This window comes from Actinospineispora eucalypti, from assembly GCF_039543365.1.
Taxonomy (GTDB): domain Bacteria; phylum Actinomycetota; class Actinomycetes; order Mycobacteriales; family Pseudonocardiaceae; genus Pseudonocardia; species Pseudonocardia eucalypti.
In genome coordinates, this window is sequence record NZ_BAABJP010000026.1 from 63,861 (window position 1) to 90,724 (window position 26,864).

A 26,864-nucleotide genomic window follows, 5' to 3' on the forward strand; every position below is an offset into this window, starting at 1 on the left:
GATCGTTGGTATTCGGACGTTGCGCGGCCCCTCGTAGGTAAGGGCGCACATCTAACCGATCCCCGGGATCTTGACCTCGCCCCCGAACCCAACTCCGATCACCGTCTCCGCCGAGTTCTCCCGCAGCCTCTTCACCACCGCGTACTCATCGCTGTTCCACCAGTTGTCGAAGTCGGCCTCGCTGGGGAACTCCAGCAGGACGATGACGTTGGGCTGGGTGTCGCCGGCGACAATCTTGAATTCCGCATTGGCGCTCAGCGGCGTGCAGTTGTGCTGGGCGACGATCGCCGCCGTCTTCTGCTGGTACTCCCGGTACACGTCGGCGTCGTGCGGGGTCATCGCGGCCATGAAGTAGTAGCTCATCGCTCTGGTTCTCCTTGCGAAGTGAGGGAAGGGTCAGGAGTTGAGGGAGACCTCACGGGAGGCTCCTGGACTGGGGAGCGCAATGACCGGTCCGGGCACAGTCAGGCCTTCGACCCGGCCGATGACCTGGCCGTTCTCGACCTTGGCGCCGATGTCGTGGCCCGGCAGCACGAAGGTGGCGTTGTTGAGGACTTTTTTGATCGCCGCCGTCTCTCCGCGCAACGAGCCGCTGAAGTTGTTGGACACCTGTGGCTCGAGGAACCCGTTCTGCATGAGGCCGGTTATGACCTGGTCCTCGATGTCGTAGAGGATGTCGCCGCAGATCGCGGCCGGGCCGTGCTCGGTGTCGACGTAAACCACCAGCGAGCCGTCGGTGTGGCCGCCCGCGTGCTCGCAGCGCACCCCGGGCGCGACGCTCACCGGGCCGGTGAGCTCGAGATCGAGCCAGCGCACCGCGTCGGGAGCGTGGGTGCGGTCGATCATGTGCTTGAGGTCCTCCGGCGCGTACCCGAGCCCCTGCAACCCGCTCGCCGCGAACTCCATCTCGGCGCGGTTGACGACCACGGGTGTGGTGGTCGGGAACTTGTCGATGTGGCCGGCGTGATCGACGTGCAGGTGCGTCTGGATAACCATGCCGACTTCGTCGATGCTGACCCCGTAGCGATCGAGTTGGGCCTCCATCGAGTTCTCGTCACGGAGCTCAGGGTGCAGACCGACGCGGGCCATCACGTCGTCGTTGCGGAATCCGGTATCCACGACGATCGGGGCGTCGCCTCCCAGGATCAGGTAACCGTGCACCGGGGCGCTGACGAGGGTGCCGGGTACGCGATGTCTGACGAAGAAGGTGGAGTCGGCGGCCGCGCGGCCGAGTTCGAGGGTGTGGACGGTGAGCGACATCCGGACGTGCCTTTCGGTGCTGGTGCGGGATGGGGGACGGCTGAGGTTGTTGGCGGGGTCACGGTGGTTGCCGTGCTCATGCGCGGATCGGCGCTGAAGCCGCCGTCGACGGTCAGGGGGATCCCGCTGACCCAGCGGGACCGTTCGCTGGCGGGCTTCGTCCGTGAGGACTCCGACCGCGACCATCAGGGTGTACACGGGACCGGGGGCGACCGCATTCACGCGGACGCCCGAGCCGATCCGACCCGCCAGGTTCCGATCGACAGGTCGTGGGGAGTGGTGTCGGACTTGTCCGAGTAGACGGTGCCGGTGCTGTCGACGGCCGTGACATCGGTGAATGTGCCACCGATGTCGCAGCCGATCTGGTACTCCACCGCGATACTCACGTCGTCGTGTCCTTCCTGTCGTGCGGTCGGTCGTGCCGAGGGGTTCACCAAGCGGCGTGGAGCAGCTCGAGGACGTCGTCACGGGTCACGCGACGGGGGCAGGCCGCGACCGCGGCGTCGCCCATGACGTGGTCGGCGATCTTCGGTAGCTCGTCGCGGGTGCCACCGGCCGCGGAGATTCGGTTCGGGACTCCCAGAAGGGCCACGAGATCCCGCACCGCGCTGATCGCGGCGTCGGCGGCGGCGGAGTCGGTCAGTTCGCGGGTGTCGACTCCCATGGCCTCGGCGACAACGCGCAAGCGGGGCAGGGTCTGAACCTTGGTGAACTCCATGACCAACGGCAGCATGATCGCCGAGGTCACGCCGTGGATCATGTCGAACTCGGCGGCGAGCTGGTGGCCGATGCCATGGGAGAGCCCCACCCCGACGTTGGTCAACCCAAAGATCGACAGCCAGGTGCCGAGCAGGCATTGGGTGCGCGCGTGTTGATCGTGCGGGTCGGCGGTGCTGCCGGGCAGATTCTCGGTGAGCAGGCGCAGCGCGCCTGAGCCGAGGGCGTCGGTCATCGGCATGTGCCGGGCGGACAGGATTCCTTCGACCGCGTGGTCAACCGCACGCATCCCGGACGCCGCCCACAGCCAGCCCGGTGTCCCCGCGGTGACCCAGGGATCGAGGACCACGGCACGAGGCTGCAGCTTCGAGCTGGTGTAGGCGTCCTTCGAGCGAGTCGCGTCGTTGGTCACTCCACACAACCCGGTGTGTTCCCCGCCGGAGAGCGTGGTGGGGACGGCGACGTGTGGAACGACGTCACCATCGATCGAAGGCACCTCGTAGGTACTCGGGTAGGTGAACCGGACCCGGTGGCGCTCGAAGTCCTCGGGCTGCCGGATCTCGGCGCTCAGGGCGAGCGCGACCGCCTTGGCACAGTCGATGGGGGTTCCACCCCCCACACTCATCACGCAGTCGGCCCGGTTGTCCCGCGCGATCCGCGCCGCCTCGAGCACGGAGGAACGCGGAACATGTTGGCGGGTGCGGGAGTAGACCCCGACGACCCTCGATCCCAGGCGCTCGTGCAGTGCCTTCTCGACCGGGCCGCCGGCGAGCGATCCGGAGAGGATGACCATGACCCGGACGCCGCCGATCTGGGCGATCCGGTTGCTGACCTCGTCGAACGCGCCGGGGCCGTAGGTGACGGTGTCGACCGGTGGGACGAGGAAGGACCTCGGGCTCATGAGTCTCCTGTCGGCAGTGGCAGTGGCAGTGGCGGATGGTGGTCGGCCAGCAGCGTCACGTAGGGACGATCTCGACGACGACGTTTCCGCCGCCTTGACCGGTCTCGACGGTCTCGTGCGCCGCGGCGACCTCGCCCGCGGGGAAGCGGCGCCCGACGCGCATGGACACGACCCCGTCAGTGAGCCAACGGTTGAGATCGTCGGCGGCCTGGCGGTGCGCGGCGTAGGGCAGGTTGTAGAGGAGCTCGAAATGCACGGTCACGCTGGCGTTCATCAGCCGCCACACCGGAACCACGGGCTTGTGCCCCGAGTCGGTCCCGTATACCGCGATGGTCCCGTTCATGGCGACGCATCGGGCGTCTATCTCCATGTTCGCGGCCAGATCGACCTCGACGATCCGGTCCGCGCCACGGCCGTCGGTCGCGTCCAGAACGGCGGCGACGACGTCGTCGTGGCGGTAGTCCAGCACCAGCGAGCATCCCGAGGCGCGGGCGATCTCGCGATTCTCCTCGCGGCCCACCGTGCCGATCACCGTGGCTCCGGCCGCGACGGCCTGCTGGACCGCGGCGTTGCCGACCGCGCCAGCGGCCCCGGCGACCAGCACCGTCGCACCCTTGAGCGGGCCGTCTCGGAACAGGCAGCGATGGGCGGTCCGCCCGGGGACGCTGATACAGGCACCCTCGACGAACCCGATCCGGTCCGGTAGCGGTTCGGCGTTCCGGTCTGGTACGCAGACGTACTCGGCGGCCGTGCCGATGGGCCGGCCGACCCGGGCGTCGTAGAGCCACACCCTGGTACCGATGCGGGCCGGGTCCACTTCCGGGCCGACCGCGTCGATCACGCCGGCGCCGTCGTCGTGCGGAACCTGTCGGGGAAAGTCCATCCGCAGGCCTGCCCAGCCACGGCGGCGTTTCGTGTCGGCCGGATTGACCCCGGACGTGTGGATCCTGACGCGGACCTCGCCGGGACCGGGTTCAGGGTCGGGTAGCTCACCATAGGTCAGGACCTCGGCGGCCGGGCCGGTGTGGTCGTACCAGGTGGCTCTCATGTCACGACCCGAGCGCATCCCGGCCGAGGATGTCCCGGGCGATGATGACCTTCTGGATCTGCGGGGTACCGTCGCCGATCTGGTAGCCGGAGACGTCGCGCAACAACGCCTGCAGCGGCATCTCGTCGGACCAACCGACCTGCCCGTGCAGCACCACGGCCTCCTGGATCGCCGCGAAGGCGACCCTCGGAGCCCACCACTTCAACATCGCCGCCTGCGTGGTGTGCGGCAGGCCGGCCATCCGCAGCCCGATCGCCTGGTAGGCCAGCGCCCGGACCGCGGCCAGGTAGGTCGTGTGTTCGGCAAGTGGGAAGGACACTCCCTGATTCGTGGCCAGCGGCCGGCCGAACGCGGTCCGTTCCTTGGCATAGGCAGCGGCCATGTCCAGGGCCCGCTGGGCGGAACCGACGCAGGTCAGCGCGATGAGGGTCCGGCTGAGGTCGAACTCGGCCATGATCTGGCCGAAGCCCTTGCCCGGTTCGGCGAGGACTCGCTCGTCCGGCACGAGGGTGCCGTCCATCGTGATCGACCCTCGCCCCAACGGCTTGAACCCGGGGTCGGCGAAGCTCTGCGAGCTGACGGTCGGGTCGGCACACTCGACGAGGAAGCAGCCGATTCCGCGGGCCTTGAGGGTGGGATCGGTCTGCGCGAGAACCACCGCGATATCCGCGTGCGGAGCCAGGGTGACCGAGGTCTTCTCGCCGGTGAGGACCCAGCCGCCGTCGACTCGGACCGCCTTGGTCCGCAGCGCCGAGGCGTCCGAGCCGGCGCCCGGCTCGGTCACCGCCCAGCAGCCGAGGGCATCGCCCGCGGCGACGATCGGCGACCAGCGCCGGATCGCCTCGGACTCCTGCTCGGCCAACAGAGCAACCAGACTGTTCGTGCTGAACAGGATGTAGCCCATGTTCGGGTCGGCGTAGGCCACCTCCTCACAGGCGACCGCCAGAGCCAGCAGATCCGCTCCTTGACCACCTCGCTCCTCGGCGAGAGTCAGGTTCGTCAGCCCTGCCTCGGTGAGCTTCTTCAGCTCCTGGTGCGGGAACTCGGTGCGCGCGGCGCGCGCGTGGTAGCTGTCGAGGAACTCCCGGCGAGCGAGGTTGCGCACGGAGTCCCGGAACTGGGTGTGGTCCTCGTCGAGGACGAAAGGGTTGGCGGACAACGTGGCTCCTTGCGAGGTCGTCAGTGGACGTGCCGGTCCTGGCCCGTCCAGTGGGCGGCGCGCAGCGCCTTCTTGTCGATCTTTCCGACGCCCGTGGTCGGCAGTTCGGGAACGACCTCGACCCGTTTGGGCGCCTGGTGCGCGCCCTTCCGGCTCTTCACCAGAGCGGTGAGCTCGGCGACGTCGATCCGGTGGCCGGCGCTCGGGACGACGAACGCGGTGACGGCCTCACCCCACCGGTCGTCTGGCAGACCGATGACCGCGGCTTCCCGGACCGAATCGTGGCCGGTCAGGACATCCTCGACCTCGCGCGGGTACACGTTGAACCCACCGGTGACGATCATGTCCTTCTTGCGGTCGACAATGTGGAAGAACCCGTCGCCGTCTCGGACGCCCATGTCCCCCGTGTGCAGCCAGCCACCGCGCAGCGCGTCGGCGCTTTCCTGTTCGCGCTTCCAGTAGCCGGTCATCACCACACGGGAGCGGACCGAGATCTCCCCGACCTCGCCGTCGGGGACCGGCGCGCCGTCGTCGTCGAGGATCTCGATGCGAACGCCCGCCGCCGCCCGGCCGCAGGAGGTGAGCAGGTCCGGACGGCCGACCGGGTCGTGCTCGTCCTTGCGCAGGCTCGTGCTCATTCCCACGCACTCGGTCTGGCCGTAGACCTGCATCATCACCGGCCCGAAGGCCTCCTGGGCCTCGAGCAGCCGTGAAGGGCTCATCGGCGCTGCGCCGTAACAGAGGGTCTCCAGCCCGGAGGTGTCCCGGGCGGCCGGGTCGGCCTTGTCCAACATCGCGTAGAGCATCGTCGGGACGACGAAGGCGTAGTTGACCCGCTCGTTCTCGACCGCGCTCAGCCACGCGTCGGGATCGAAGCCCTGCTGCAGCACGACGGTCCCGCCCCTGGCCAGGACCGGCACCACCGGCAGCACCGCGGCGTGGGTGATCGGCGAGGACGCCAGGTACACGGGTTTCTCGGGCAGCCCCCAGGACGCGGTCAGGGTCAGGACCTCCTGGACCAGTGCCCGGTGCGAGAGCATCGCCCCCTTCGGCAGCCCGGTCGTTCCCCCGGTGTACTGCAGCCAGGCCGTGGTCTCCTCGTCGACGGCGGGAGCCACCAGGCGGCGCGGCCCGGCCGAGGCACACAGCGTGAGCAGGTCCGGCCCGACCTCCGACGGGCCGATGCTCAGCACGTGCTTCACCGAACCGGCGCGTTCGGCGACCCGCGCCGCGGTCTCGGCGAAGGCGGGGTGGGCGATGAGCACCTCGATCTCGGCGTCCTCACAGAGGAAGACGTGGTCGTCGACCGAGCCCATCGGGTGCAGTCCGGTGTAGCGGGCACCGGTCAGGAAAGTCGCGGCCTGCGCCACGAAGACCTCGGTTGCGTTGGGGCTGAGCACTCCGACACCCCGGCCGGAGCGGATGCCGTGGTCGAGGAGGACCTGTTGGGTGCGCCCGACCAGGTCGGCGGCCTCCCCGTAGGTCACCCGCCGCTTGCCCAGAACGAACGCGTCCCGAGTCGGGTAGCGAGTCAGCGCCTCGACGATCACATCGCCGTACGAGGGGCCCACCAGGTAGGGCGGGACAGCCGGGTTGGAGCTCAAATCGGGAGCCACGTCGCTCTCCCCTCTCCGCGCCGCGCCGTGAGAGCGCGCGCTCCAGGGTCGGTAACGACGGCAATATTGACTTATTAGTTAGTATTCTGCAAGCCTCGATTCGCAGACAGTCACCGTGGACGGAAGGCACGCCGTGCGAGACGTGAGCATCACCGGGGTCGGGATCACCGGATTCGGCAAGTTCCCCGACATCTCCCTACGCCACCTGGGCACCGCCGCGATCGACGAGGCGCTGGCCGACTCCAGCCTCACCCCGGCCGACGTCGACCTGGTGGTGCACGCCAATGCGGTAGCGGGCCTACTCACCGGCCAGGAGATGACGCGAGGACAGGTCGTGACCTCGGGGACCGGCCTGGTCGGCAAGCCCCTGATCAACGTCGAGAACGCCTGTGCGGGCAGCTCCACCGGGGTGCACGTCGCGCTGAGTGCCATCCGTTCCGGCGCCTACGACACCGTGCTGGTCGTGGGGACCGAGAAGATGAGCGGCAAGGGGACGCGGGCGGCGCTCGACGCGCTGACCACAGCGGCGGACGTCGACCGAATCGAGGAGTTCAACCGCGAGCTCACCGGCCGCGACGGCCCGGCCGACTCGTTCTTCATGGAGGTCTACGCCGCGACCTGCGCGGACTACATGGCCCGGTCCGGTGCGACCGCCGCTGATTTCGCCGAGGTGGCCGCGAAGAACTCCCGGCACGGCTCGCTGAACCCGAAAGCGCAGTACCGCACCGCACGAACGGCCGACGAGGTCCTCGCCAGCCGCCCGGTCGCGGGTCCGCTGACCATGCTGATGTGCTCCCCGATCGCGGACGGAGCCGCCGCTCTGGTCCTGCGGGCGAACGAGCGGGTTGCTGACCGGTCGGCGGCGGTGCGGGTCCGCGCCTCCGCGTTGCGCTCCGGCATCCCCGGCGGGACCGAGCCTGTCCTCGAACAGCGCACGATCGACGCCGCGTACGCCGAAGCGGGTCTCGGCCCCGTGGACCTCGACGTCGTCGAGGTCCACGACGCCGCCTCCCCCAACGAGCTCATCGTCACCGAGGAGCTGGGCCTGTGCGGGCCGGGCGAGGGAGTCAAACTCCTGCGTTCGGGCGCGACCCGCCTCGGCGGACGGGTGCCGGTCAACCCCAGCGGCGGGTTGGTCTCCCGTGGTCACCCGGTCGGGGCGACCGGAGCCGCCCAGTTGGTCGAGCTCGTCACGCAGCTGCGTGGCCGGGCCGGCGAGCGACAGGTCGAGGCCGCTCGCATCGGGCTGGCCGAGAACGCCGGTGGCTACACCCATCCCGGGGGCGCGGCGTGCGTCGTCACGATCTTGAGTAAGGACTGACCCGATGACCTCCACCCTCACCGACAGCGCCGTGGTCCGGGAGCGTCGCGGACCGGCGCTGTGGCTGCGACTCAACCGGCCCGAGGTGTTCAACGGCATCAACCAGGACATCCTCGACGGCCTGAGCGCCGGTGTCGACGCCGCCGACGCCGATCCCGAGGTGCGGGTCGTCGTCCTCGCCGCCGAGGGCAAGGCCTTCTGCGCCGGCGCCGACCTGCGCTACGCCCGGTCCCTCGCCAATACCCCCGCCCCGGACGGCGCGGCCAGCGCCGGCAACGCGTTCCTGCACCGCGTCCGGGCGGTCCTCGATCGCCTCGAGACCTTCCGGAAACCGGTGATCGCCGCGGTGAACGGGTTCGCGGTCGGCGGCGGCCTCGAGCTGCTCCTGGTCTGCGACCTGGTCGTCGCCTCGCGCGCGGCGAAGCTCGGCGACGGACACGCGCTCTACGGGCAGATCCCCGGAGGCGGGGCGTCGGTCCGGCTGGTCCGTCGGCTCGGACTGTCCACCGCGAAGCACCTGATGTTCACCGGCGAGCTGCATCCGGCCGAGCGCTTCCTCGGCACCGACCTGGTCGTCGACGTGGTCGACCCCGACGAACTCGGGCCCGCCGTCGACCGGCTGGCCGAGATCATCGCGTGCCGCAGCCCCATCGGCCTCGCCGCAATGAAACGGCTGGCCAACGACGCCCACGACACCCCGCTTCCGGCCGCGGTCACCCGGGAGCTCGAGGCGTCAGCCCTGCACGAGCGCTCCGCGGACTGGCTCGAGGGCATCACCGCCTTCGCCGAGAAGCGCACCCCCGACTTCCCCGGAAACTAGGAGAACCCCGTGAACGTCCTGGACATGACCGGCCGCACCGCCCTGGTCACCGGCGCCGGACAGGGGGTCGGCCGGCAGGTCGCCCTGCACATCGCCGCCTATGGAGGCGCCGTGGTGGTCAACGACTACCACCTCGACCGGGCGGAGGCGGTGGCCGCCGAGATCAGCGAGCAGGGTGGCCGAGCGCTCGCGCTTCGCTGCGACGTCACCGACCTCGACGACGTGACGGCCATGGTGGCGCACGGGACCGAGCAGCTCGGCCCGATCGACGTGCTGGTCAACAACGCGGGCAACGCCGGCCCCGCCGACGATCCGCTGGCCCACACCCCGCCGTTCTGGGAGACCGACCCCAAGGACTGGGAGCCGTGGATCGCCACCAACTTCTACGGGGTCCTCAATGGGTGCCGCGCCGTGTTGCCGGACATGGTCGAGCGCGGCTACGGCCGGATCGTGTCCGTCATCTCCGACGCGGGCCGCACCGGTGAGCCCAACCTCGCCGTCTACGGCGGCGCCAAGGCCGGCGCGGCCGGCTTCTCCCGAGGGTTGGCCAAGTCCGTCGGCCGGCACGGGATCACCGCGAACTGCGTGGCGCTGTCGACCGTCAACACCCCTGGTGTGGCGTCGGCCATCGCCGATCCCGAGGTGGCCAGGAAGGCGCTGCGCGGCTATGTCATCCGCCGCTTCGGCGAGCCGGCCGACGCCGCCAACGCGGTGCTGTTCCTCGCCTCGGACGCCGCGGCGTGGGTGACCGGGCAGACCTACCCGGTCAACGGCGGCTACGCGATCACACCATGAGCGATCAGGGCATGAGTGACCGCGCCGAGGCGGTGCGGCCACTCGAGGGATACCGCGTCGTCAGCCTGGCCGAGCAGTACCCCGGGCCGTTCGCCACCATGATCCTTGGCGATCTCGGGGCGGACGTCGTGCAGGTGGAGCGCCCGAGGGGCGGGGACCCGTCACGAGTCTTTCCCGGCCACTACGCGGCGCTCAACCGCGGCAAGCGCTCCGTCGCCCTGGACCTGAAGACGCCAGCGGGCCTCGAGGCCTGTCGGGCACTGATCGCCCGGGCCGACGTATTGGTGGAGGGATTCCGTCCCGGTGTGCTCAGCAGGCTGGGGCTCTCCCCCGCCGAGCTCACCAGGGATCATCCAGGGCTGGTGGTGGTGTCCGTCTCCGGTTTCGGCCAAGACGGCCCTTACCGCGACCGGCCGGCCCACGACCTGTCCTTCCAGGCCGTGACGGGCCTGCTCGACGCGGAGGTGCCGGTAGTACCGCCGGTCGCTCTGGCCGATGTGGCTGCCGGGCTGTTCGCCGCGATCGCCGCGCTCACCGGGCTGGCGGGCCGTGTGGCCAGTGGCCACGGCGGGCACTACGACGTCGGCATGTTCGACGCCCTGATGTCGTTCGTGGTGACCCGACTCGTGCCCACGGCCAATGGCATGCCCGCCGACACGCTCGGACAGGATCCCGGCTACGGGTTGTTCGCGACCGCCGACGGACGCTGGATCTCGCTCTCCATCGCCTTCGAGGACCACTTCTGGCGGGCGCTCTGCGCGGAGCTGCGGTTGGAGACCCTGGCCGACGTCCCGGGGCCGGAGCGAGCCGCCCGCCGCGACGAGATCCGCGCCGCGCTGAGCAGCCGCATCGCCGCCGAGCCCCTGACCCACTGGGAGCAGGTCCTGCCCTCCGCGGGCATCGCGTACGGAGCCGTCCAGGACCTCGCCAGCCTGGTCGCGGGCCCACACCTGCACGGGCGGGGCCTGCTGCAGACAGTAGGGAGCCGTCGATACCTGCGGCAGCCACTCGTCGTGAACGGGACCGCCCCCGGGCCCCGGACCGAGGTGCCGAGGCTCGGTGAGCACACCGAAGAGGTCCTGCGCGAGGCCGGGGTGCCGGACGCGACGGGGGCCGCGGTTCTGAGAGCTGAACTGACCAGGCAGTATTAGCCAATGGCACGGGAACGGGCGACAGACACGACCGCGTTGGTTGCGGCGGCGGCCGAAGCCTTCCGCGGCAAGGGCTACCGCAACGCCACCATCGACGACATCGCCGAGGCGGCCGGCATCTCCCGGCCGACCGTCTACAAGTACACCCGCAGCAAACAGCACCTGCTCGACCTCATGGTCGACGTGGTCACCGGCGATCTGGGCAGACGCCTCAAGGAGGTCCTGGAGAGCGGCGAGCCGCCGGAGACCAGGTTGCGCGGGCTGATCTCCGCGCACATCGAGGCAGCGTCAGCCAACCGCACCTTCTACGCCATCGTCTTCAGCGAAGAGGTCGAGCTGTCTGAACAGGGCCGCGAGACGTTCCGCTCCTGGGCACACGCCCGTACGCAGGACTTCCGGCTCCTGCTCGACGAGTGCCTCCCGGTGGAGCGCGGTGTCGACACGACGATCGCGGCGAACCTGGTCCTGTCGATGCTGGCCACCCTCTACCGCTGGTACGACCCCACGGGACCCGTCACCCCCGAGGAGTTGTCGCGGCAGATCGAGAAGTTGCTCGGGGCGATATTCCCGCGGTGAGCATGGCGCGCACGCACTCCACCTGACCCAGCGCGGCGAGGTGGAGGCTGCGCGCCGAGTCCTTCTCGCGGGTGGCGGCCTTGGCCCACGCCAAAGCTGCTCGCGGCGCGGCGGCGAGCCGCTCGGCGTAGGCGAGCGCCTCGGACTCGACCTCGGCGGACGGCACGGCGCGGAGGGCGAGACCGAGTGCCACAGCCTCGTTCCCGTCGAAGCGCCGCGCGCTGAGGATCAGGTCCAGAGCCCGCTCGAGCCCGACCACTCGGGGCAGGTCGACCGTCGCTCCGAGGTCGGGGACCGCACCCAGGCCAAGCTCCGCGACGGCTAGGGTGGTGTCCTCGGCGACGATGCGGACGTCGCAGGCGAGGGCGAGCTGGATCCCGGCACCGACGGCGACACCGCGGACAGCGGCGACCACCGGGAACGGGGCCGCGCCGATCCACCCGAATGCGGCCTGTGCCTCCTCGATGAGGGTGAGGGCGTCCGCGTCGCTCGACTCCGCGACCGCGTGTAGGAACCCGCCCGGCCGCATCTCGGCCAGGTCCAGGCCGGAGCTGAACGACTGTCCCTCCCCGACCAGGACCGCCGCGCGGACCTCGGGGTCCTCGCCGAGCCGCAGACCCGCCGTCCGCAGCTCCCGCCACATCTCCAGGTTCTGGGCGTTGTGACGCTCAGGGCGGCACAACGCGATCCGAGCGAGCGCGCCGCGCCGTTCGACCTGGACCGTTGCCCCGCTCACGCGAGGACTCCCGCCAGGGCTTCGAGGACCGCGGGGCGGTCGCCGAAGGGCACCACGACGAGCGTGTCGACATCGGCGCCGGCGAACCGGGCCACCGACTTCTCCAGCGTGGTCGGGGTGGCGGCGATCGTGACCAGGTCGATCAGCTCGGGCGTCAACGCCGCCTCCGCCCCGCGCCGGTCGCCGGCGAGGAAGCGGTCCTGGCATTCCCGGGCACTCGCCCCGTGCCCGTAACGCACAGCCAGTTCGGTGTAGAAGTTCTTCTCCCTCGACCCCATCCCGCCCAGGTAGAAGGCGAGCAGCGGGCGCACGAGGTCGCGAGCCGTGGCCAAGTCCTCGTGCAGGGCTGCCGGAACCGCCGCGGCAATCGTCATGGCGGAGCGGTCCCGCCCTGAGCGGGCCAGGCCGCGCAGGAGCGGCTCGGTCAGCATCGCGGAGTGCTCGGGGCTGAACAGGAACGGGAACCAGCCGTCGGCGATCTCGCCGCACTGTTCGACCGTCCGCTGCCCGCCGACGCCGAGGTAGATCGGGATCCGACTCTGGATCGGACCGCCGCCGAGCATCTTCAGCGGCTTACCCAGGCGCAGTCCGCCCTCATACGGGATCGTCCACTCGCGGCCGGGGTAGGTCAGCCGGTCCCCCGAGCAGGCCATTCGAACGATCTCGACGTACTCGCGGGTCCGCCGCAGCGGCGCGGTGAAGGGGACTCCGTACCAACCCTCCGACACCTGTGGTCCAGAGAGCCCGAGACCGAGCAACAACCGGCCGCCGGAGATCCGGTCCAGTGTCGCGGCCGCGGTGGCAGCGGCCGCGGGCTGTCGGGCAGGGATCTGCAGGATGCCGGTGCCGAGCCGGATCTGCTCGGTCACCGCGGATAGTGCCCCGAGGATCGCGACGGCTTCCTGCCCGTATCCCTCGGCTACCCAGACCGAGTCGTAGCCGAGCCGGTCGGCCCGCCTGGCCAACGCCACCTGTTCGTCGTAGGTGAACCAGGGCCAGTAGGCCACGAATACACCCAGTCGCATCGTCGCTCGCCTCTCTCGAACAGTTCCTCGGGTCGCCTCGCTCACGGCCGCAGGACGACCTTTCCGAGCACTCGTCGCTCGTCGACGACGGCGAGCGCCTCGACCACTCGGTCGAGCGGAAAGACCTCGGCGACGGGTGGCACGACGGCACCGGAGTGGATGTGCGGCAGCAGGTCCGCCCAGTGCCGCGTGACGAAGCCGGGCGTATCGAACGCGGGCTTCGCCCAGCCCACTCCGCGCACGTCGGTGTTCGTGAGGAGGAGCCGGTTTACCTTGACCGTCGGTATGTCCCCCGCGGTGAAGCCCACGACGAGCAGCCGACCGCTCAGCGGACGTAGGCAGCGCAGCGAGTCGGTGAAGCGGTCGCCGCCCACCGGGTCGACGATCACGTCCACGCCCGCGCCGGCGGTCGCCTCCAGGACCTCGTCGCGGAACGAGGTCGCGTCGACTACGTGGTGGGCACCGACCTTATGGGCCAGTTCGGCCTTCTCCGAGCTGGACGTCACCGCGATCACACGGGCACCGGACGCGACCGCCAACTGGATGGTGGCGGTCCCTACCCCACCGGCGGCGCCGTGCACCAGAACGGTCTCCCCGGGCGCGAGGCTGCCTCTCTCGCGCAGGGCGAACTGGGCTGTGAGGTAGTTGATCGGCAAGCAGGTCCCCTCGGCGTACGAGAGCCGGCCAGGCAATGGTTGGACCAAGTGCTCGGGCACCGCCACGGTCTCGGCGAACGCCCCGATCCGCATCAGTCCAGCCACGCGGTCGCCCGGCGCGAATCGAGAACCCTCGGGCGCGGTCCGCACGACCCCGGCGCATTCCCCGCCCAGGGTGAACGGCGGGTCGTGCTGCTCCTGGTAGAGGCCACGAGTGTGCAGGAGGTCCGGGAAGACCACGCCCGCCGCCCGGACATCGACCACCACGTCACCCGGGCCGACGACGGGCTCGGCGACGTCCTGCACCCGCACCGCCGACGGCCCGTCGAAGCCCAGCACTTGAGCTGCGCGCACCCTCCACCTCCCGCTGAGACCGTTGCCGAGCGTGACACAATACTTACTAGTTAGTCAATATAGCCCTGACGGGTCGCCCATGCCGCGGCGGCACGGTGTCCGATGGGCGCACGCTCCGAGCCGAGTCGACGGTGATGTGTGGGAGCGCGACGGGACGTGCCGCTGACTCACGCCGCTCCGACGATTGTCACCGAGGCCGCCGCGGCGTCGGGGCCGATGTAGCCACCGGCGTTCTCCGCGAGGCCGATCCGTGCACCGTCTACCTGGCGGTCCCCGCACCTTCCTCGCACCTGGTCGACCAGCTCGACGAGTTGGCCGAGGCCAGTCGCGCCGACCGGGTGCCCCTTGCTGCCCAGCCCGCCGCTCGGATTGATGGGCAGCCTGCCGCCGAGCGTGGTCGCCCCCTCACGCAGGAGGGCCGGCGCCTTCCCTGGCTCGCAGAGCCCAAGCTCCTCCATGACGATCAACTCCGCGGGCGAGGCCGCGTCGTGGCACTCCACCACGTCGATGTCCTCCGGTCCGAGGCCTGCCATCTCATAGGCGCGGCGCGCGGTGTCCGGCACGAGCTCGCCGTAGACACCGGGACGGGCGGCTCCGATCGCCGTGGCCAGCAGCCGTGCCGGCTCGGCCCCCCACCGGGTGGCGATCTCGGGCGTGGTGATCACCGCGGCCGCGGCCCCGTCGGACATCGGCGCGCACATCGGCAGGGTCAGGTCCCCGCTGATCGGACGGGCCGCGAGCACTTCCTCGACGGTGAGGACACCCCCGTACTGCGCCTTGGGGTTGAGCGCGCCGTGCGCGTGGTTCTTGACCGCGACCTGGGCGAAGTCATTCTGGGTCGCGTCCGTCCGCTCCCGGTACCAGCGGGCGAACCGGGCATAGATGTCCATGAAGACCGAGCCCGTCCCACCCTCACCGAGATCGGCGTAAATCTCGTCGAGGCGGTCCTGGTCCAACGCGGCCGTCATCACCACGAAAGCGCGGCTCTTGTCCACGTGGTTGAGCTTTTCCGCGCCTACCGCGACCGCGACGTCGACCTGGCCCGCCGCAACGGCAAGCCACGCCTGATTGACAGCGGTCGATCCCGATGCACAGGCGTTCTCCACGTTGATCAACGGAATGCCCTCGAGACCGCTGCCGCGGACGGCGTGCTGCCCGCGGACGGATTCCTGCCCCTGGATGAGCCCGGCACCGCTGTTGCTGTAGTAGACGAGCCCCGCGCTATCAGCGGTGGCGCCGGCGTCGGTGAGGGCCGCGCCGACGGCCTCGGTGACCAGCGAGGCGAACGAGCGGTCGAGGAAGCGGCCGAAGCGGGTCATCCCGACACCGGCGACGACGACGTCCCTCATCGGCCGCCCTCCTGGGGCACGAGGGCCAGCGCCGGCACCCCGAGGGTGGGCGCGAGCCGGTTCTGCAGCGCAACTACCACGTCCTCGGCCAGTACCGCGCGCACCTGGTCCGGATCCCCGCTGTGCACGGCGTACAGGAAAGCGGTGAGCCGCTTGTCGGCCATCGTGTCTGTTCCTCTCTCTGGTCGGGTGCCGCCAGCAGTCGGCAGCCTTAGTTGACCTGGCGGTCCCGGCCCGCCCAGGTGAGCTCGCGCAGAACCTTCTTGTCGATCTTCCCCGCCGCGGTCGTCGGCAGGTCGGGAACGAAGACCACGGCCTTGGGCGCGTGGGCAGGTCCCTTGCGGCTCCGAACGAGGGCGGTGAGCTCCTCGACGGTCGCCGTCTCCCCCGGCCGCAGGACCACGTACGCCCGGACCGCCTCGCACCACCGCTCGTCCGGCACTCCGACAACCGCGGCCCCAGAGACGGCGGGATGCCCGGTGAGAACGTCCTCGACCTCCCGAGGGTAGATGTTGAAACCGCCGGTGATCACCATGTCCTTCGCCCGGTCGACGATGTGCAGGAAGCCGCGCTCATCGAGCCTGCCGATGTCCCCGGTGTGGAGCCAGCCGCCCCGCAACGCGTGTGCGGTCTCCTCAGGCTGGCCGAGGTACCCGCTCATGACCGCGCGCGAGCGGACAGCGATCTCGCCGATCTCTCCCGGCGACACCGCCGCGCCGTCGGCGTCCTGAAGCTGCACCCGGACCCCGACCGCCGGCCGTCCGCAGGACGTCAGCTGCTCCGGCAGGTGCTCGTCCGGTCGCAGCGAGCAGATGAACCCGCCGGACTCCGTCTGCCCGTAGCCCTGGAGCAGCACCGAGCCGAAGGTCTCCTGGGCCTCCTGAAGCCAGGACGGGGACACGGGCGCGGCGCCGTAGGCGAACGTGCGGAGCGAGGTCAGGTCGTAGTTCCCCTGCCGCGCCGTGGCGATCAGAGCGCCCAACATCGTGGGGACGCCAAAGGTGTAGTTGATGCGCTCGTCCTCGATCGTCTTGAGGTATGCCGCAGGATCGAACGCCTCGTGGAGCACGACACAGCCACCCCTCAGCAGGGTGGGCAGCACCGGGAGCACGGCCGCATGTGTGATCGGCGCCGCCGCGAGGTAGCGCGGGCGCTCGGGCACGCCGTACGACGCCAGCCACGACACCGCCTGCTGTGCGAGCGCCCGCTGCGGCAGCATCACACCCTTTGCCCGGCCCGTGGTCCCACCGGTGTACTGCAGCCACGCGGTGTCCTCCGGCTCGATCCCCGGCTCGCGGACCAGTGGGCCGCCGCTCTGCTCCGAGCAGACCTCGTGGACGTCCCTGCCGAGGTCCGAGGGCCCGAGGGTGAGCACCGTATGGACGGTCGACGCCTTCTCCACGACGGCGGCCCCGACCTCCGCCAGCCGAGGGTGCACCAGCAGGACCGCTACCTCGGCGTCGTCACAGAGTCGGATGTGGTCCTCGATAGACCCCAGCGGGTGGAGGCCGCTGAAGGTAGCCCCCCGCAGGTACGCGGCGGCTTGCATGAGCCACGCCTCGGGCGCGTTCGGGCTGAGGGCGGCGACCGACGAGCCACGGCCGACACCGGACTTGGCCAGGACGCGGACCAGCCGGGCCGTGAAGTCTCTCGCCTCGGCATAGGTCATCCGACGGTCGCCGTGGACGAACGCCTCCCGATCGCCGTGGCGGTCGAACGCCTCGACGATCAGATCGGCGTAGAGCGCCCCTTCGCTGGCCTGTCCGCTCACTGCCTGCTCCCTCTTTCGCCGACGAGCCCCTGAGTGGACGCCGGTGTGGCACACTCCCTCCAGCATCTGAGATAACTAACTGATAAGTCAAGAAATCCGTCGACCAGGGAGGAGGCACCGCGAAGTTCGGCGCTGGCCTGGTCGGTGTTCGCGGCCTCACCCCATGCTGGGTAGCACTCGGAGTCATAGCAAGGGCGACGCCTGGCGCCTCCTCGCCAGCACACCGAGGATCGACTCGTGATCAAGACGCTTCAGTCCCGACACGATTCAGGTCTCCCGCGCCAGGACTGATACCGGAACCCATGACAGTGGTCGAGCGGCCGGTGTAACGGATGTTGCACTGCGGGCATAGGGTGCTCGGCGTGCGTGACCTACTTCACAACACGCTTGGCCAGCTTCGAGACGAGTTGGCGAGTTTGTGCGGGCTTGTGTGTTCCTCGTTGCAGCACGCCAGCCACGCGCTGTTACACGAGGACCTGAAGCTCGCGTGCCGGGTGATCGACACGCACGAGCAGATCGCGCGACGGGGCACCCGATGTGCCCGGCTCTGCCTGCTCGAGCCGCTGACTACCGACCGCCGGATCGCGGTCGCGGCGATGACGGCCTCGGACAAGATCGTGCGAATGGGCGAGCTGGACCGCCACATCGCCGAGCTCGTGTGCCGGCTGCATCCTCAGCCGGTGATACCCGGTGCACTGCGCGAGCAGCTCGTCCGGATGAGCCAGCTCGCTCTGCGTTCGGGGCGCCATCTGGAACAAGCCATCACCGCGCCCGTCGGGGCGTCGATGCCCGCGCTGCAGCGGATGCGTGACGAACTCGACTGGCTGCAACGACACCTGCTTGACACCCTTGAGCGCACCAGTCCGCCCTATCCCCCACAGAGCAGCACGGATGTCGCATCGCTGGCGCGATGGTTCGAACGATTCGCCGCCCACGCAATCTTCATTGCTCGACAACTCGACAACACCACCAGTGACGCACCGCACCACACGCCGACCCTGCGACTGGCACCCCCGGCGCGCAAATCCTCCGGCGCGGAAGCGCGGGTAAGAATGTCCGGTGTCCGAGACTTCTGGGCCGAGGACCCGCTGACCAGGTTCTACCGTAATTCCGGCTCCGCCGAGTGGATCCTGGCCAAGCATCAAAGAGGCGAGTACGGCGAGTGTCTCAGATGCAGTACCGACCATTTCGTGGAATACCCGTGCACTCAGCTGGTCCACGCCAACCAGGCTCTCCGGCCGACCACCCCCTACGGCTGACGGTCGACCTGCTTGCACGATGCCCCATCGGGTGCAGACGCGCGGTGTCCCAGGGGTCGTCGCCTAGGCAACTGTCCCCCGACCCCAGGCGACGACCCCTCCGGCAGATCCCACGCCGTTGGCGCGGGATCTGCCGATCTAACCAGGAGCCCACCGACTTTTCGATACCTAGCGGTATCGATCTTTGTGGAATCGCGCGTTCAGGTGAGGAACCCAGCAACGCCCCGGCTGTCGCACGGTCATCATGGCCGCTCCCGAGGCCACGCCGTGCCCGAACAGACCTACACCGAGCGATAGGGCCTCGATCGGCCCACTGCGCGGGAGGAAGATCACCCTTGGGAAGGACCTGGGCGAAGCGACCAAGGAGGATCGATGATCGAAATGCTGCCGGACATGCCGGAGGGAGTGACCGGCATCCGCGTGTCGGGCCGCCTGAGCGGTGATGAGCTACATGCGTTCAAGCCGGCCATGGAGAAACTGGGGAGGACCGACGAGATCCGAATCGTCGAGGTCGTGGCTCCCGATTATGAGGGCTTCGGACCGGGCGGCCTGATCGAAGATCTGAAGCTGGGCCTCGGTGCTCTGATCGGCCATCATTCGTCGTTCAAGCGAATCGCGGTGGTGTCCGACCAGGACTGGGTTGCCCACGCGCTGCACGCCTTCGCCTGGATGGTGCCAGGGGAACTCAGCCTGTTCGGCCTCGACGACCTCGAGCAGGCCAAGGAATGGGCCGCCGGATAACCAGTCGCGCTCGGGTTGGTGGCGTCCCGGTGCGCCGAGTTCGTTGCTGCCGCTCAGGGCAGGGGGACGCTCCAGGTCAGCCTGGTGCCACCGCCGGCCGCGTTGGCGATGGCGCTGTGTCCGCCGGCTTGCTCGGCTCGCCGTTCGAGGTTGTGCAGACCGCTGCGCGCGACCGTGTCCGGGATGCCGACCCCGTTGTCGGTGACCTCGATGACCAGATCGTCGTCCACCGAGACGGTCACAGTGAGCTCGCTGGCCCGGGCGTGGCGCACGGCGTTGCTCACCGCCTCGCGCAACGCCGCCTCGGCATGCTCGGCGAGGTGGGCGGGGACCACGTCCAGCGGCCCGGACATCCGTACCGTGGTGCGGATGGGGGTGTCCTCGGTCAGCTCGGTGATCACGCCGTGCAGCGTCGCCCGCAGTCGCGGCGTCTCGGCGGGGCCGGCCTGCAGGTCGAAGATCGCGCCGCGGATTTCCTGGATCACTTCCTGCAGCTGGTTGATGTGCTCGTTGAGGCGGTCGGCGACTATCGGGGACTTCGCCCGCCGGTGGGTGCCCTGCATGGAAAGGCCGATCGCGAACAGCCGCTGGATGACGTGGTCGTGCAGGTCGCGGGCGATGCGGTCGCGGTCGGCGAGCACCTCCAGCTCGCGGCGCGCGGACTGGTTCTCCGCCTGGCGCAACGCCAGCGCGGCCTGGTCGGCGAACGAGGACACGATCTGCAGCTGGTGTTCGTCGAATGCGGCCGCGCCTGAGGACCGGATCACCAGCAGCACCCCGGCGATGGCGTCGCCGGTGCCTAGCGGGAGCGCCAGGGCCGGCCCGAACTCGACGTCGGAGCGATCATCGAGGTCGACCGCCAGCTTGGGCACGTTGCGCGGTACCTGGTCGGAGAACACGGCCCCCGTCGTGGATCCTTTGACCGGCAGTCTTGTGCCGGTGATCTGGTCGGGTTCCAGGCCGGCGCACACGGCAACCACCAGCTCGGCGACCTCGGCGGGCAGCGCTTCTGGGTCGTCCGGCAGCGCGATCAGGGTGTAGTCGGCGTCGGTCAGTTCCAGCGCCCGGTTCGCGATCAGCCGCAGCACCTCGGAAGGGTCGCTGCCGCCGAGCAGGCGGGCGGTGACCTCGCCCGCGGCCTCCAGCCAGCGTTGCCGGCGCCGGCTCTCCTCGTAGAGGCGGGCGTTGTCGATGGCGATGCCGGCCGCCCCGGCCAACGCCTGCACCACGACCTCGTCGTCCTCGCTGAACTGCTGCCCGTTCTTTTTCTCGGTCAGGTAGAGACGGCCGAACACCTCGCCGTGTGCCCTGATCGGCACCCCGAGGAAGGTACGCATCGGCGGATGGTTCGCCGGGAAACCCACCGACATCGGGTGCTCCGCCAGGTTCGGCAACCGCAGCGGCTTCGCGTCCTCGATCACCACTCCGAGCACGCCCTTGCCGGTCGGCAAATCGCCGATCAGGTCCCGCACGTCGTCCTCGATACCCACATAGACGAACTCGCTCAACGACCCGTCCGGGGCCAGCACACCCAGCGCCCCGTACTCGGCCTCAACCAAGCTCATCGCCGCGCGCACGATCGCGCGCAACGTCTCATCCAGATCCAGACCGGAGGACACCGCCAACACCGCGTCCAGCAGCCCATCGATCTGGTCCCGACCGCTGACGATCTCCCCGATGCGGTCCTGCACCTCGATGAGCAATGCCCGCAGCCGCAGCTGGGACAACGTCTCGCTCACCGCCGGTTGTGCCACGCGAGCGCCACCGTCTTCGCCCTCGATGTCGTTCACGACGTTCACCTTGGCACGGCCGCCGCGTGTTGTCGCTCTCATCTCGACACAGTTTTCGCCGCCCCGGCGCGGCGTCTTCCTTCTCCCGCCCAGGCCCACCACCGGCGCTCAGCCGGCACAGTGCCGCACCGGTACCTCGCCCAGGTCTTAGGTCCTGGGTTGCGCCGGCGTTCATCGGCCTCGCCGGCGACTGGTGACCGCCGACCTGGAAACCCGGGCCCAAAGAAGGTTCATCCACCGGTGTGCCCGGTATGACGCTGGCGGCTGACAAACGAAAGGGACCGCCGTGACCACCCACTCGATGCCCGAAATAGATCGGCGAGCCGAACCAGCGACCCCACCGGCACAAACGATCGTGGTCTGCCTCGACTCATCGCGCTCCGGCCACGCCGCGCTTCGCTGGGCCGCCGAATACGCCAGGCTTCACCGTTCGCCGATCACTCTGGCGCTCCGGACCGCCGAGGCACCCGGCGCCGAAGGACTCGCGGACGCGCTGGCGACCGTCCGGGAGATCGCTCCCGGACCCACCGTCGACGTGCGGCGGCGACGGTGCCTGCGTGGCCCGGCGGAGCTGGCCGAGGCCGGAGACGGCCTGCTGGTCCTTCCGGCCGACGCGCCGAACGCTGTCAGCCACGCACTGGATGCCGGCTGTCGCGTGGCGTTCGTCCCGGACCGGCCGGCCTCCGAAGGGCCGGTGCTGCTCGGTGTCACCACGTCGACCGCGGACGAGGCAATCGGGAGCGCCTTCCAGGAGGCGACCACCCGGAAAGCGGTACTGCGCGCGGTGCGGGTGTGGTTCGACCCCGCCGTGCCGATCGGGCTGCCCACTCCCGAGGCCTTCGCCGCCTTCGACGAGGCCGCGCGGCGCGCCCAGCGGGAACTGGACGCCAAGGTGGATGGCTGGGCCGCCGAGTATCCGGCCGTTCAGGTGCGCAAGCTGGTCATCGCCGACGACCCGGCCTCCGCGCTCGCCGCGCTCACCCACCGCGCGCGGCTGCTCGTCGTCGGGCAGTCCGCCCGTGACAACAAGACAGCGGTGCGGCTCCGTTCACCACTCGCCCGGGTTCTGCGCGCCACGCGCTGCCCGGTACTCGTGGTGCCCGACCACGTCCCCCACCGCCGCTAGCCGGCCCCGGTCTGCCGGCGCGGGACATCAACGGGCTGGGAGGCATCGGGCGGGACGTGCCGCGCGTCGCCCTCGACGGAGTCGCGCCGCGCGTACCCGTAGTGGACGCCTCCCTGGTGGACCTGACCGCCCGGCCGAACGGCCCCTAGGTCAGGGGCCAACGCCCCTTCTCCGCGCCCCCCGGCGCCTCCGATGCTGGGGGCACAGGCGGTAATGCACCAGGTCGACGCGTCAAGGAGTGAAGGCACATGGCTAAGACCTCACGACACGGCACCGGCCTCAGTGCCGATCTCAGTGCTGATCTCAGTGCCGCGGTCAGCGACGCGTTGCGCGCGCCCTCGGTACACAACACCCAGCCGTGGCGGTGGCGCATCGGCGCCGACCGGGTCGAGCTGCACGCCGACTGGACCCGGCACCTGCCCTGGACCGATCCGGACCGGCGCGACCTGATGATCAGTTGCGGGGCCGCGCTGCATCACCTGCGAGTGGCGCTCGCGGCCCGCGACCTCGCTATCAGGGTGCGGCGGATGCCCGACCCGGACCGGCTCGGTCACCTGGCCACGATCACCGTCACACCAGGCGACGCCGACCCCGCGATGGCGGCGCTGTACCCGGTCATCGAGCAACGCCGCACCGATCGCCGCCGAATGAGCCATCGGCCGGTCCCTCGGCACCTGCTGCGCGAGTGCGCCCAGCAGGCCGAGCACCAAGGTGCCGAACTGATCGCGGCCACCGCACCGGCGGTGCGCGAACGGCTCGAGGCCGCGTTGGCGCGGGGCGCGCGGGAGCAGCAGGTGGCGCCCGGGTACGCCGCCGAGCTGGCGCTGTGGACCGCCCGGTACCCCGGAGGCCGGGACGGGGTACCGGCGGAGAATGTCCCCGCCGCACCAACCGACCTGCTCGAACCATCCCCGCTGCGGCGCTTTCCCCGCGCACGCCTGTCGCAACCCCACCAGTCGCTCAACAAGGCCGCCATCCGCGGCGGCGCGGAACTGCTCGTCTTGGTCACCGCCGAGGACGAACCGCTGGACTGGCTACGCGCCGGCGAGGCCACCAGCGCCGTGCTGCTCACCGCCACCCGAGCCGGACTGGCCACCACTCCACTCAGTCAGGCGATCGAGACCTCGGTCAGCCGCCGCGAGCTGCGCCACAGCGTGCTGCGGGTGTCGGCGTACCCGCAGTTGGTCGTCCGGATCGGCTGGCCGGCAAGTCGCGCCGCCGAACTACCACCCACCCCCCGGCGTGACCTGGGCTCGGTTCTGCTCACCCATTAGCGCCACCGACCACCGCGGGAGGCCCACCATGTCGGCCGGAGAATCCCACCTCGCCGCGCCCCCGGAAACCCTCGACGAGGATCCGCGGCTGCGGGACCTGATGACCCACCGCCTGGTGGCGATCACCCCCGACTCCGACGTCCACGTCGCGCTGCGGCTGATGGTCAGCGCCCAGGTGCGGCACCTGCCGGTCATGGACGGTCCCGACTGCCTCGGGGTGGTGTTCGAGCGCGATGTGCTGCGCGGGGTGCTGGAGGATCTGGCCCAGCAGGCCCACCCCGTGCTGGTCGGCCCGCTGCGGCGCCCGGTTCCGTCGCTGCGCACCACCGATCGGCGATCGCGCGCCGCCGCCTGCATGGCGGCCAACGGCCTGGACGCGGTACTGGTCCACGACGGTGACCACCTCATCGGCATCGTCACCGCCACCGACATCATCCGGTCCCTGGCCCGCAGCGTGCCCGGCCATGGCTGATCAAGACGCGCCGGTGCTGGTCGGGCGAGGGGTCTTTCGGCCTTCCCGGTGAGTCCCGGCTGCCCTATCCGCACACCCCGCCTGACGGCCACGCTGGTCATCGGACGACGCGCCACATTGGAAGGAGCGCGGAAACGTGATGACTACCAGGATCGACGCCCGACCCATCGTGGTCGGGGTGGACGACACCGCATCGGCCCACGACGCCGCACTCTGGGCCGCCGACCTGGCGAGCGCGTGGCGGGCACCGCTGTGCCTCACTCACGTGGTCAACGGGGCCGGCACGGTATCGACGCCAGAGCTCCCCAGTTGGCTACGTGAGCTCGCCTCCGCCGCCGAGCGGACCGGAGCCGACCCGGTCGCCACCGAAGTGCGCTACGGCGCGACGATCGACCAGCTGCACGTCCGCTCCGCCGACGCGCGGATGCTGGTGCTGGGCAGCTACGGCGCGCGCGGCTGGGGCGGGGTGTTGGCCGGGGAGAACGCGGTGCCCCTGCTGCAGCGGTGCCCGTGTCCGCTCGTGGTGGTGCGCGGGCAGACGCCAGGAGTCCCGCCGCGCCGCGAGGGCCCCGTCGTAGTGGGCGTGGACGAGTCGGCGACCGGTGACCGGGCGCTGGCCTTCGCCGCCGAGCTTGCCGGGCACAGCGAACACCGCCGGCTCCTGGCCGTGCACACCTACTCCGAGCTCGTCCGCGACATCGGTGGGCACGCTCACCGGCTGCCCGAGGACGCCAGCGAACTGGCCCGGCGGGGTCACGCACTGTTGACCTCCCGGCTCGAGCCGCTCGCTCGGCGACACCCGGAACTGACCGTGGACAGCCAGGTGGTGTCCGGCACGCCGCTGCGCGCGCTGCTCGCTCACGGCCACGACGCGTGGCTGGTGGTCGTCGGGCAGCGACGCGCCGGCGCCCCCGGCGGGCCGCATTGGGGCTCCACCAGCCAAGGGCTGATCGAGTTCGCCCCCTGCCCTGTGGCGGTCGTCCCACCCGGGGCCACCGCGATCCTGGAACCCGCGAAGGAGCCGACCGGTGCCGGCGCAACCAGCTGAGGACCAGCAACCACCACGCCCGGAGCACCCGCCCCGCGGCGCGGCCCTTGAGGAGGTACAGCTATGCCGGCCACGTTGGTCCCGGTAGGGGGCCTGAGCACTGAACAGGTGCGGGAAGCCCTGCTGGCGGCCACCCGCGCCCCGTCGCTGCACAACAGCCAGCCCTGGCGGTTCCGCTGCACGCCCTCGACGATCGAGTTGCACGCCGACGTCGACCGTGCGCTGCCCGCCGCCGACCCGGACAACCGGGAGCTGTTACTGGCCTGCGGCGCCGCGCTGCTCAACCTGCGGTTGGCGATTCGCGGCCTCGGGTATTACCCGGACGTACGCCTGTTCCCGGATCATCGGCGACCGGAGCTGCTCGCGACCGTGCGACCGCGGGGGCACCAGATGGCCAGCCCGGCCGAGCAACGGCTGATCGCGGCGATCCCGCGCCGCCGCACCAACCGCCAACCCTTCTTCGACGAGACGTTCACCGGCCCGGAACGGGATGCGCTGCGCCGGGCGGCGGAGGCCGAGCGGAGCTGGCTGGCGCTGCTGCCGCCCGAGCAGGTACCGACGTTGCGCCAGCTGGTGCAGCAGGCGCACTTCCTGCAGCAGGAAGACCCGGGGTTCGTCGCGGAGTGGCAGCGTTGGACCGGACGGCCGTTCGGCGAAAGCGACGGGGTGCCCGTGTCCAGCGGCGGACCGTTGCCGGAGGCGCACGACGAGTGGACGCTGCGTGACTTCACCGCGGGCCAGGGTCGGCGCCGCGTCGAAGGGAAGGACTTCGAGTCAGCACCGTTGATCGTGGTGATCGGCTCCTTCCATGATCTCCCTCCGGCGCGCCTGCAGGCCGGCCAGGCGATGCAGCGGGTGCTGCTCACCGCCATCGACCATGGCATGTCCGCGTCGTTCCTGTCGCAGGTGGTGGAGGTGCCCGAGACCCGGCGCAAGCTCCGCACGCTCATCGGTGGGGGCCTCTGGCCGCAGGCGGTGCTGCGGCTGGGCCGAGGGTCACCGGTCCCGCGGACGCCTCGACGCCCACTGGAGGATCTCGCCGAGGTCACCGACGTCGAGCCCGAGGCCTGACCGCCCCCCGGGCACTGGAGTTCGGCCGGGTAGGGATGCAGGTGGCGAGCAACAACAGCAACGCCTGCTGGCCGAGCACACCGGGCGCGAGCGGGGGCGCCGGTCCCACGGTCTTGGTCACCGCGTACCACCACTGCGTCACCGCCGGCAGCGTGTCCCAGACCTCCGCGTGGGCCTGGTCCAACGGCCCGGAGGCGTGGTTGGCCGAAGCATGCTCGAAAATCCCGTAGACCGAGGCGACGAGCACGACCGAGGCAAGCACCCGCACCGTGAGTGTCCCCCGCTCGCCGGCCAGCGCCGCGAGCGCCACGCCGAGCGCCAGGACCCCGAGGGTGACCCACGGAATCAGCTGCGCCAGCCCGTTCCAGTGCCGTTCCGTGGCCAGCTCGAACGCGGTCGCCCCGATCCCGAGGGCGGTGAGCAGCAGCAATCCGCGGCGGGTCAGCTCGGCGGACACCCCGGGAGCGCCGGTCACGGGGTGAGCGCGGAAACGATCTTGTCGGTGGTTTCCTGCCCCGGGTTGTACTTGGCAAGGTTCTTCCGCAGCGTGGTCAGGTTCGGGTCATCGGCCGGGTACGGCCGGTACTCGACGACCTCCTCCGCCCAGCGTTCGGCATTGCGCACACCGGCGGCCCGCAGCGCGGCGGCGATCTCTTCCTCGCTCGCCGTGTTCGCCGACACCTTCCGAGGCGCCGAGGCGGCGGATGTCGCGGGGGCCTGAGTCGCGGGGGCCTGTGTCGCGGCGGGCGCGGTGTCGGGTGCACTCGGGGCGGCCGGACCGGGTGCACTCGCGGCGCCACAGGCGGTGACCGCCCCGGCCAGCAGGAG

General features: G+C 70.4%; 28 protein-coding genes. 12 read left to right on the top strand and 16 right to left on the bottom strand.

Annotated features, from left to right (window positions below):
- Positions 1-51: 51 nt before the first annotated feature.
- The 7 genes from ABEB12_RS23580 to ABEB12_RS23610 are packed head-to-tail and all read right to left on the bottom strand — an operon-like array spanning position 52 to position 6,701.
- A complete protein-coding gene (locus tag ABEB12_RS23580; RefSeq protein ID WP_185065933.1) occupies positions 52-363 on the bottom strand; it encodes a DUF1330 domain-containing protein in 312 nt (103 codons plus the stop codon).
- Positions 364-396: 33 nt separating this feature from the next.
- The gene (locus ABEB12_RS23585) at positions 397-1,458 is read right to left on the bottom strand and encodes an MBL fold metallo-hydrolase (RefSeq protein ID WP_185065932.1); all 1,062 of its coding nucleotides are present in this window, start codon (positions 1,456-1,458) and stop codon (positions 397-399) included.
- Between the two features lie 20 nt (positions 1,459-1,478).
- Positions 1,479-1,646, bottom strand: coding sequence for a hydantoinase/oxoprolinase N-terminal domain-containing protein (locus ABEB12_RS23590; RefSeq protein ID WP_221498808.1), 168 nt, complete (start codon positions 1,644-1,646; stop codon positions 1,479-1,481).
- Between the two features lie 44 nt (positions 1,647-1,690).
- Positions 1,691-2,878, bottom strand: a complete 1,188-nt coding sequence (locus ABEB12_RS23595; RefSeq protein WP_185065931.1) for an iron-containing alcohol dehydrogenase — start codon at positions 2,876-2,878, stop codon at positions 1,691-1,693.
- 55 nt (positions 2,879-2,933) lie between these two features.
- A complete protein-coding gene (locus tag ABEB12_RS23600; RefSeq protein ID WP_185065930.1) occupies positions 2,934-3,926 on the bottom strand; it encodes a zinc-binding dehydrogenase in 993 nt (330 codons plus the stop codon).
- Between the two features lies 1 nt (position 3,927).
- On the bottom strand, positions 3,928-5,085 hold the full coding sequence (locus ABEB12_RS23605; RefSeq protein WP_185065929.1) for an acyl-CoA dehydrogenase family protein: 1,158 nt from the start codon (positions 5,083-5,085) through the stop codon (positions 3,928-3,930).
- A gap of 20 nt (positions 5,086-5,105) precedes the next feature.
- Positions 5,106-6,701 (bottom strand): AMP-binding protein, encoded by a 1,596-nt coding sequence (locus ABEB12_RS23610; protein WP_345703081.1) that lies wholly within the window; start codon positions 6,699-6,701, stop codon positions 5,106-5,108.
- Between the two features lie 142 nt (positions 6,702-6,843).
- Here ABEB12_RS23610 and ABEB12_RS23615 point away from each other — a divergent pair, with 142 nt between their 5' ends.
- Genes ABEB12_RS23615 through ABEB12_RS23635 form a run of 5 tightly spaced genes read left to right on the top strand, consistent with a single transcriptional unit; the run spans position 6,844 to position 11,364 of the window.
- Positions 6,844-8,022, top strand: a complete 1,179-nt coding sequence (locus tag ABEB12_RS23615) for a thiolase family protein (protein ID WP_345703082.1) — start codon at positions 6,844-6,846, stop codon at positions 8,020-8,022.
- Positions 8,023-8,026: 4 nt separating this feature from the next.
- The gene (locus ABEB12_RS23620; RefSeq protein WP_185065927.1) at positions 8,027-8,842 is read left to right on the top strand and encodes an enoyl-CoA hydratase-related protein; all 816 of its coding nucleotides are present in this window, start codon (positions 8,027-8,029) and stop codon (positions 8,840-8,842) included.
- Between the two features lie 9 nt (positions 8,843-8,851).
- Complete coding sequence (locus tag ABEB12_RS23625) at positions 8,852-9,637, top strand: SDR family NAD(P)-dependent oxidoreductase (protein ID WP_345703083.1); 786 nt, start codon at positions 8,852-8,854, stop codon at positions 9,635-9,637.
- Between the two features lie 11 nt (positions 9,638-9,648).
- A complete protein-coding gene (locus ABEB12_RS23630) occupies positions 9,649-10,788 on the top strand; it encodes a CoA transferase (protein WP_185065926.1) in 1,140 nt (379 codons plus the stop codon).
- A 3-nt stretch (positions 10,789-10,791) separates the two neighbouring features.
- Complete coding sequence (locus ABEB12_RS23635; protein WP_185065925.1) at positions 10,792-11,364, top strand: TetR family transcriptional regulator; 573 nt, start codon at positions 10,792-10,794, stop codon at positions 11,362-11,364.
- On the opposite strand, the gene ABEB12_RS23640 is transcribed toward ABEB12_RS23635, so the two are convergent.
- The 6 genes from ABEB12_RS23640 to ABEB12_RS23665 all read right to left on the bottom strand — a co-directional run bounded on the left by ABEB12_RS23640 (position 11,303) and on the right by ABEB12_RS23665 (position 17,255).
- Entirely contained in the window at positions 11,303-12,100 is a 798-nt protein-coding gene (locus ABEB12_RS23640) for an enoyl-CoA hydratase-related protein (RefSeq protein ID WP_185065924.1), read from the bottom strand. The two genes, ABEB12_RS23635 and ABEB12_RS23640, sit on opposite strands and share 62 nt — an antisense overlap.
- Positions 12,097-13,125 carry an LLM class flavin-dependent oxidoreductase gene (locus ABEB12_RS23645; RefSeq protein ID WP_185065923.1) on the bottom strand — a complete coding sequence of 343 codons (1,029 nt, stop codon included), beginning with the start codon at positions 13,123-13,125 and terminating at the stop codon, positions 12,097-12,099. Before ABEB12_RS23645 ends, ABEB12_RS23640 begins: the two co-directional genes overlap by 4 nt.
- Positions 13,126-13,166: 41 nt before the next feature.
- Entirely contained in the window at positions 13,167-14,135 is a 969-nt protein-coding gene (locus tag ABEB12_RS23650) for an NADPH:quinone oxidoreductase family protein (protein ID WP_185065922.1), read from the bottom strand.
- Between the two features lie 167 nt (positions 14,136-14,302).
- On the bottom strand, positions 14,303-15,484 hold the full coding sequence (locus ABEB12_RS23655) for a thiolase C-terminal domain-containing protein (RefSeq protein WP_185065921.1): 1,182 nt from the start codon (positions 15,482-15,484) through the stop codon (positions 14,303-14,305).
- Positions 15,481-15,648 (bottom strand): hypothetical protein, encoded by a 168-nt coding sequence (locus tag ABEB12_RS23660; RefSeq protein ID WP_185065920.1) that lies wholly within the window; start codon positions 15,646-15,648, stop codon positions 15,481-15,483. The genes ABEB12_RS23655 and ABEB12_RS23660 overlap by 4 nt, the downstream gene beginning before the upstream one ends.
- A 47-nt stretch (positions 15,649-15,695) precedes the next feature.
- The gene (locus ABEB12_RS23665; RefSeq protein WP_345703085.1) at positions 15,696-17,255 is read right to left on the bottom strand and encodes an AMP-binding protein; all 1,560 of its coding nucleotides are present in this window, start codon (positions 17,253-17,255) and stop codon (positions 15,696-15,698) included.
- Between the two features lie 362 nt (positions 17,256-17,617).
- Here ABEB12_RS23665 and ABEB12_RS23670 point away from each other — a divergent pair, with 362 nt between their 5' ends.
- Together ABEB12_RS23670 and ABEB12_RS23675 are read left to right on the top strand one after the other, a co-directional pair.
- Positions 17,618-18,514 carry a phosphate signaling complex PhoU family protein gene (locus ABEB12_RS23670; RefSeq protein ID WP_185065918.1) on the top strand — a complete coding sequence of 299 codons (897 nt, stop codon included), beginning with the start codon at positions 17,618-17,620 and terminating at the stop codon, positions 18,512-18,514.
- 372 nt (positions 18,515-18,886) lie between these two features.
- Positions 18,887-19,255, top strand: a complete 369-nt coding sequence (locus ABEB12_RS23675) for an STAS/SEC14 domain-containing protein (protein WP_185065917.1) — start codon at positions 18,887-18,889, stop codon at positions 19,253-19,255.
- 53 nt (positions 19,256-19,308) lie between these two features.
- Here the strand turns inward: ABEB12_RS23675 and ABEB12_RS23680 are convergent, their stop codons facing one another.
- Positions 19,309-21,036, bottom strand: coding sequence for a GAF domain-containing sensor histidine kinase (locus ABEB12_RS23680; RefSeq protein ID WP_425572268.1), 1,728 nt, complete (start codon positions 21,034-21,036; stop codon positions 19,309-19,311).
- Positions 21,037-21,400: 364 nt separating this feature from the next.
- On the opposite strand from ABEB12_RS23680, the gene ABEB12_RS23685 reads away from it, so the two are divergent.
- The 5 genes from ABEB12_RS23685 to ABEB12_RS23705 all read left to right on the top strand — a co-directional run bounded on the left by ABEB12_RS23685 (position 21,401) and on the right by ABEB12_RS23705 (position 26,036).
- Positions 21,401-22,171, top strand: a complete 771-nt coding sequence (locus ABEB12_RS23685) for a universal stress protein (protein WP_345703087.1) — start codon at positions 21,401-21,403, stop codon at positions 22,169-22,171.
- Positions 22,172-22,419: 248 nt separating this feature from the next.
- Entirely contained in the window at positions 22,420-23,445 is a 1,026-nt protein-coding gene (locus ABEB12_RS23690) for an Acg family FMN-binding oxidoreductase (protein ID WP_185065914.1), read from the top strand.
- Between the two features lie 28 nt (positions 23,446-23,473).
- Positions 23,474-23,917, top strand: coding sequence for a CBS domain-containing protein (locus tag ABEB12_RS23695; RefSeq protein WP_185065913.1), 444 nt, complete (start codon positions 23,474-23,476; stop codon positions 23,915-23,917).
- A gap of 139 nt (positions 23,918-24,056) precedes the next feature.
- A complete protein-coding gene (locus tag ABEB12_RS23700; RefSeq protein ID WP_185065912.1) occupies positions 24,057-24,965 on the top strand; it encodes a universal stress protein in 909 nt (302 codons plus the stop codon).
- 63 nt (positions 24,966-25,028) lie between these two features.
- The gene (locus ABEB12_RS23705) at positions 25,029-26,036 is read left to right on the top strand and encodes an Acg family FMN-binding oxidoreductase (protein WP_185065911.1); all 1,008 of its coding nucleotides are present in this window, start codon (positions 25,029-25,031) and stop codon (positions 26,034-26,036) included.
- On the opposite strand, the gene ABEB12_RS23710 is transcribed toward ABEB12_RS23705, so the two are convergent.
- A complete protein-coding gene (locus ABEB12_RS23710; protein ID WP_221498807.1) occupies positions 26,011-26,511 on the bottom strand; it encodes a hypothetical protein in 501 nt (166 codons plus the stop codon). The genes ABEB12_RS23705 and ABEB12_RS23710 overlap by 26 nt on opposite strands.
- Positions 26,508-26,717 carry a hypothetical protein gene (locus ABEB12_RS23715; protein WP_221498806.1) on the bottom strand — a complete coding sequence of 70 codons (210 nt, stop codon included), beginning with the start codon at positions 26,715-26,717 and terminating at the stop codon, positions 26,508-26,510. The genes ABEB12_RS23710 and ABEB12_RS23715 overlap by 4 nt, the downstream gene beginning before the upstream one ends.
- Positions 26,718-26,864 lie beyond the last annotated feature (147 nt).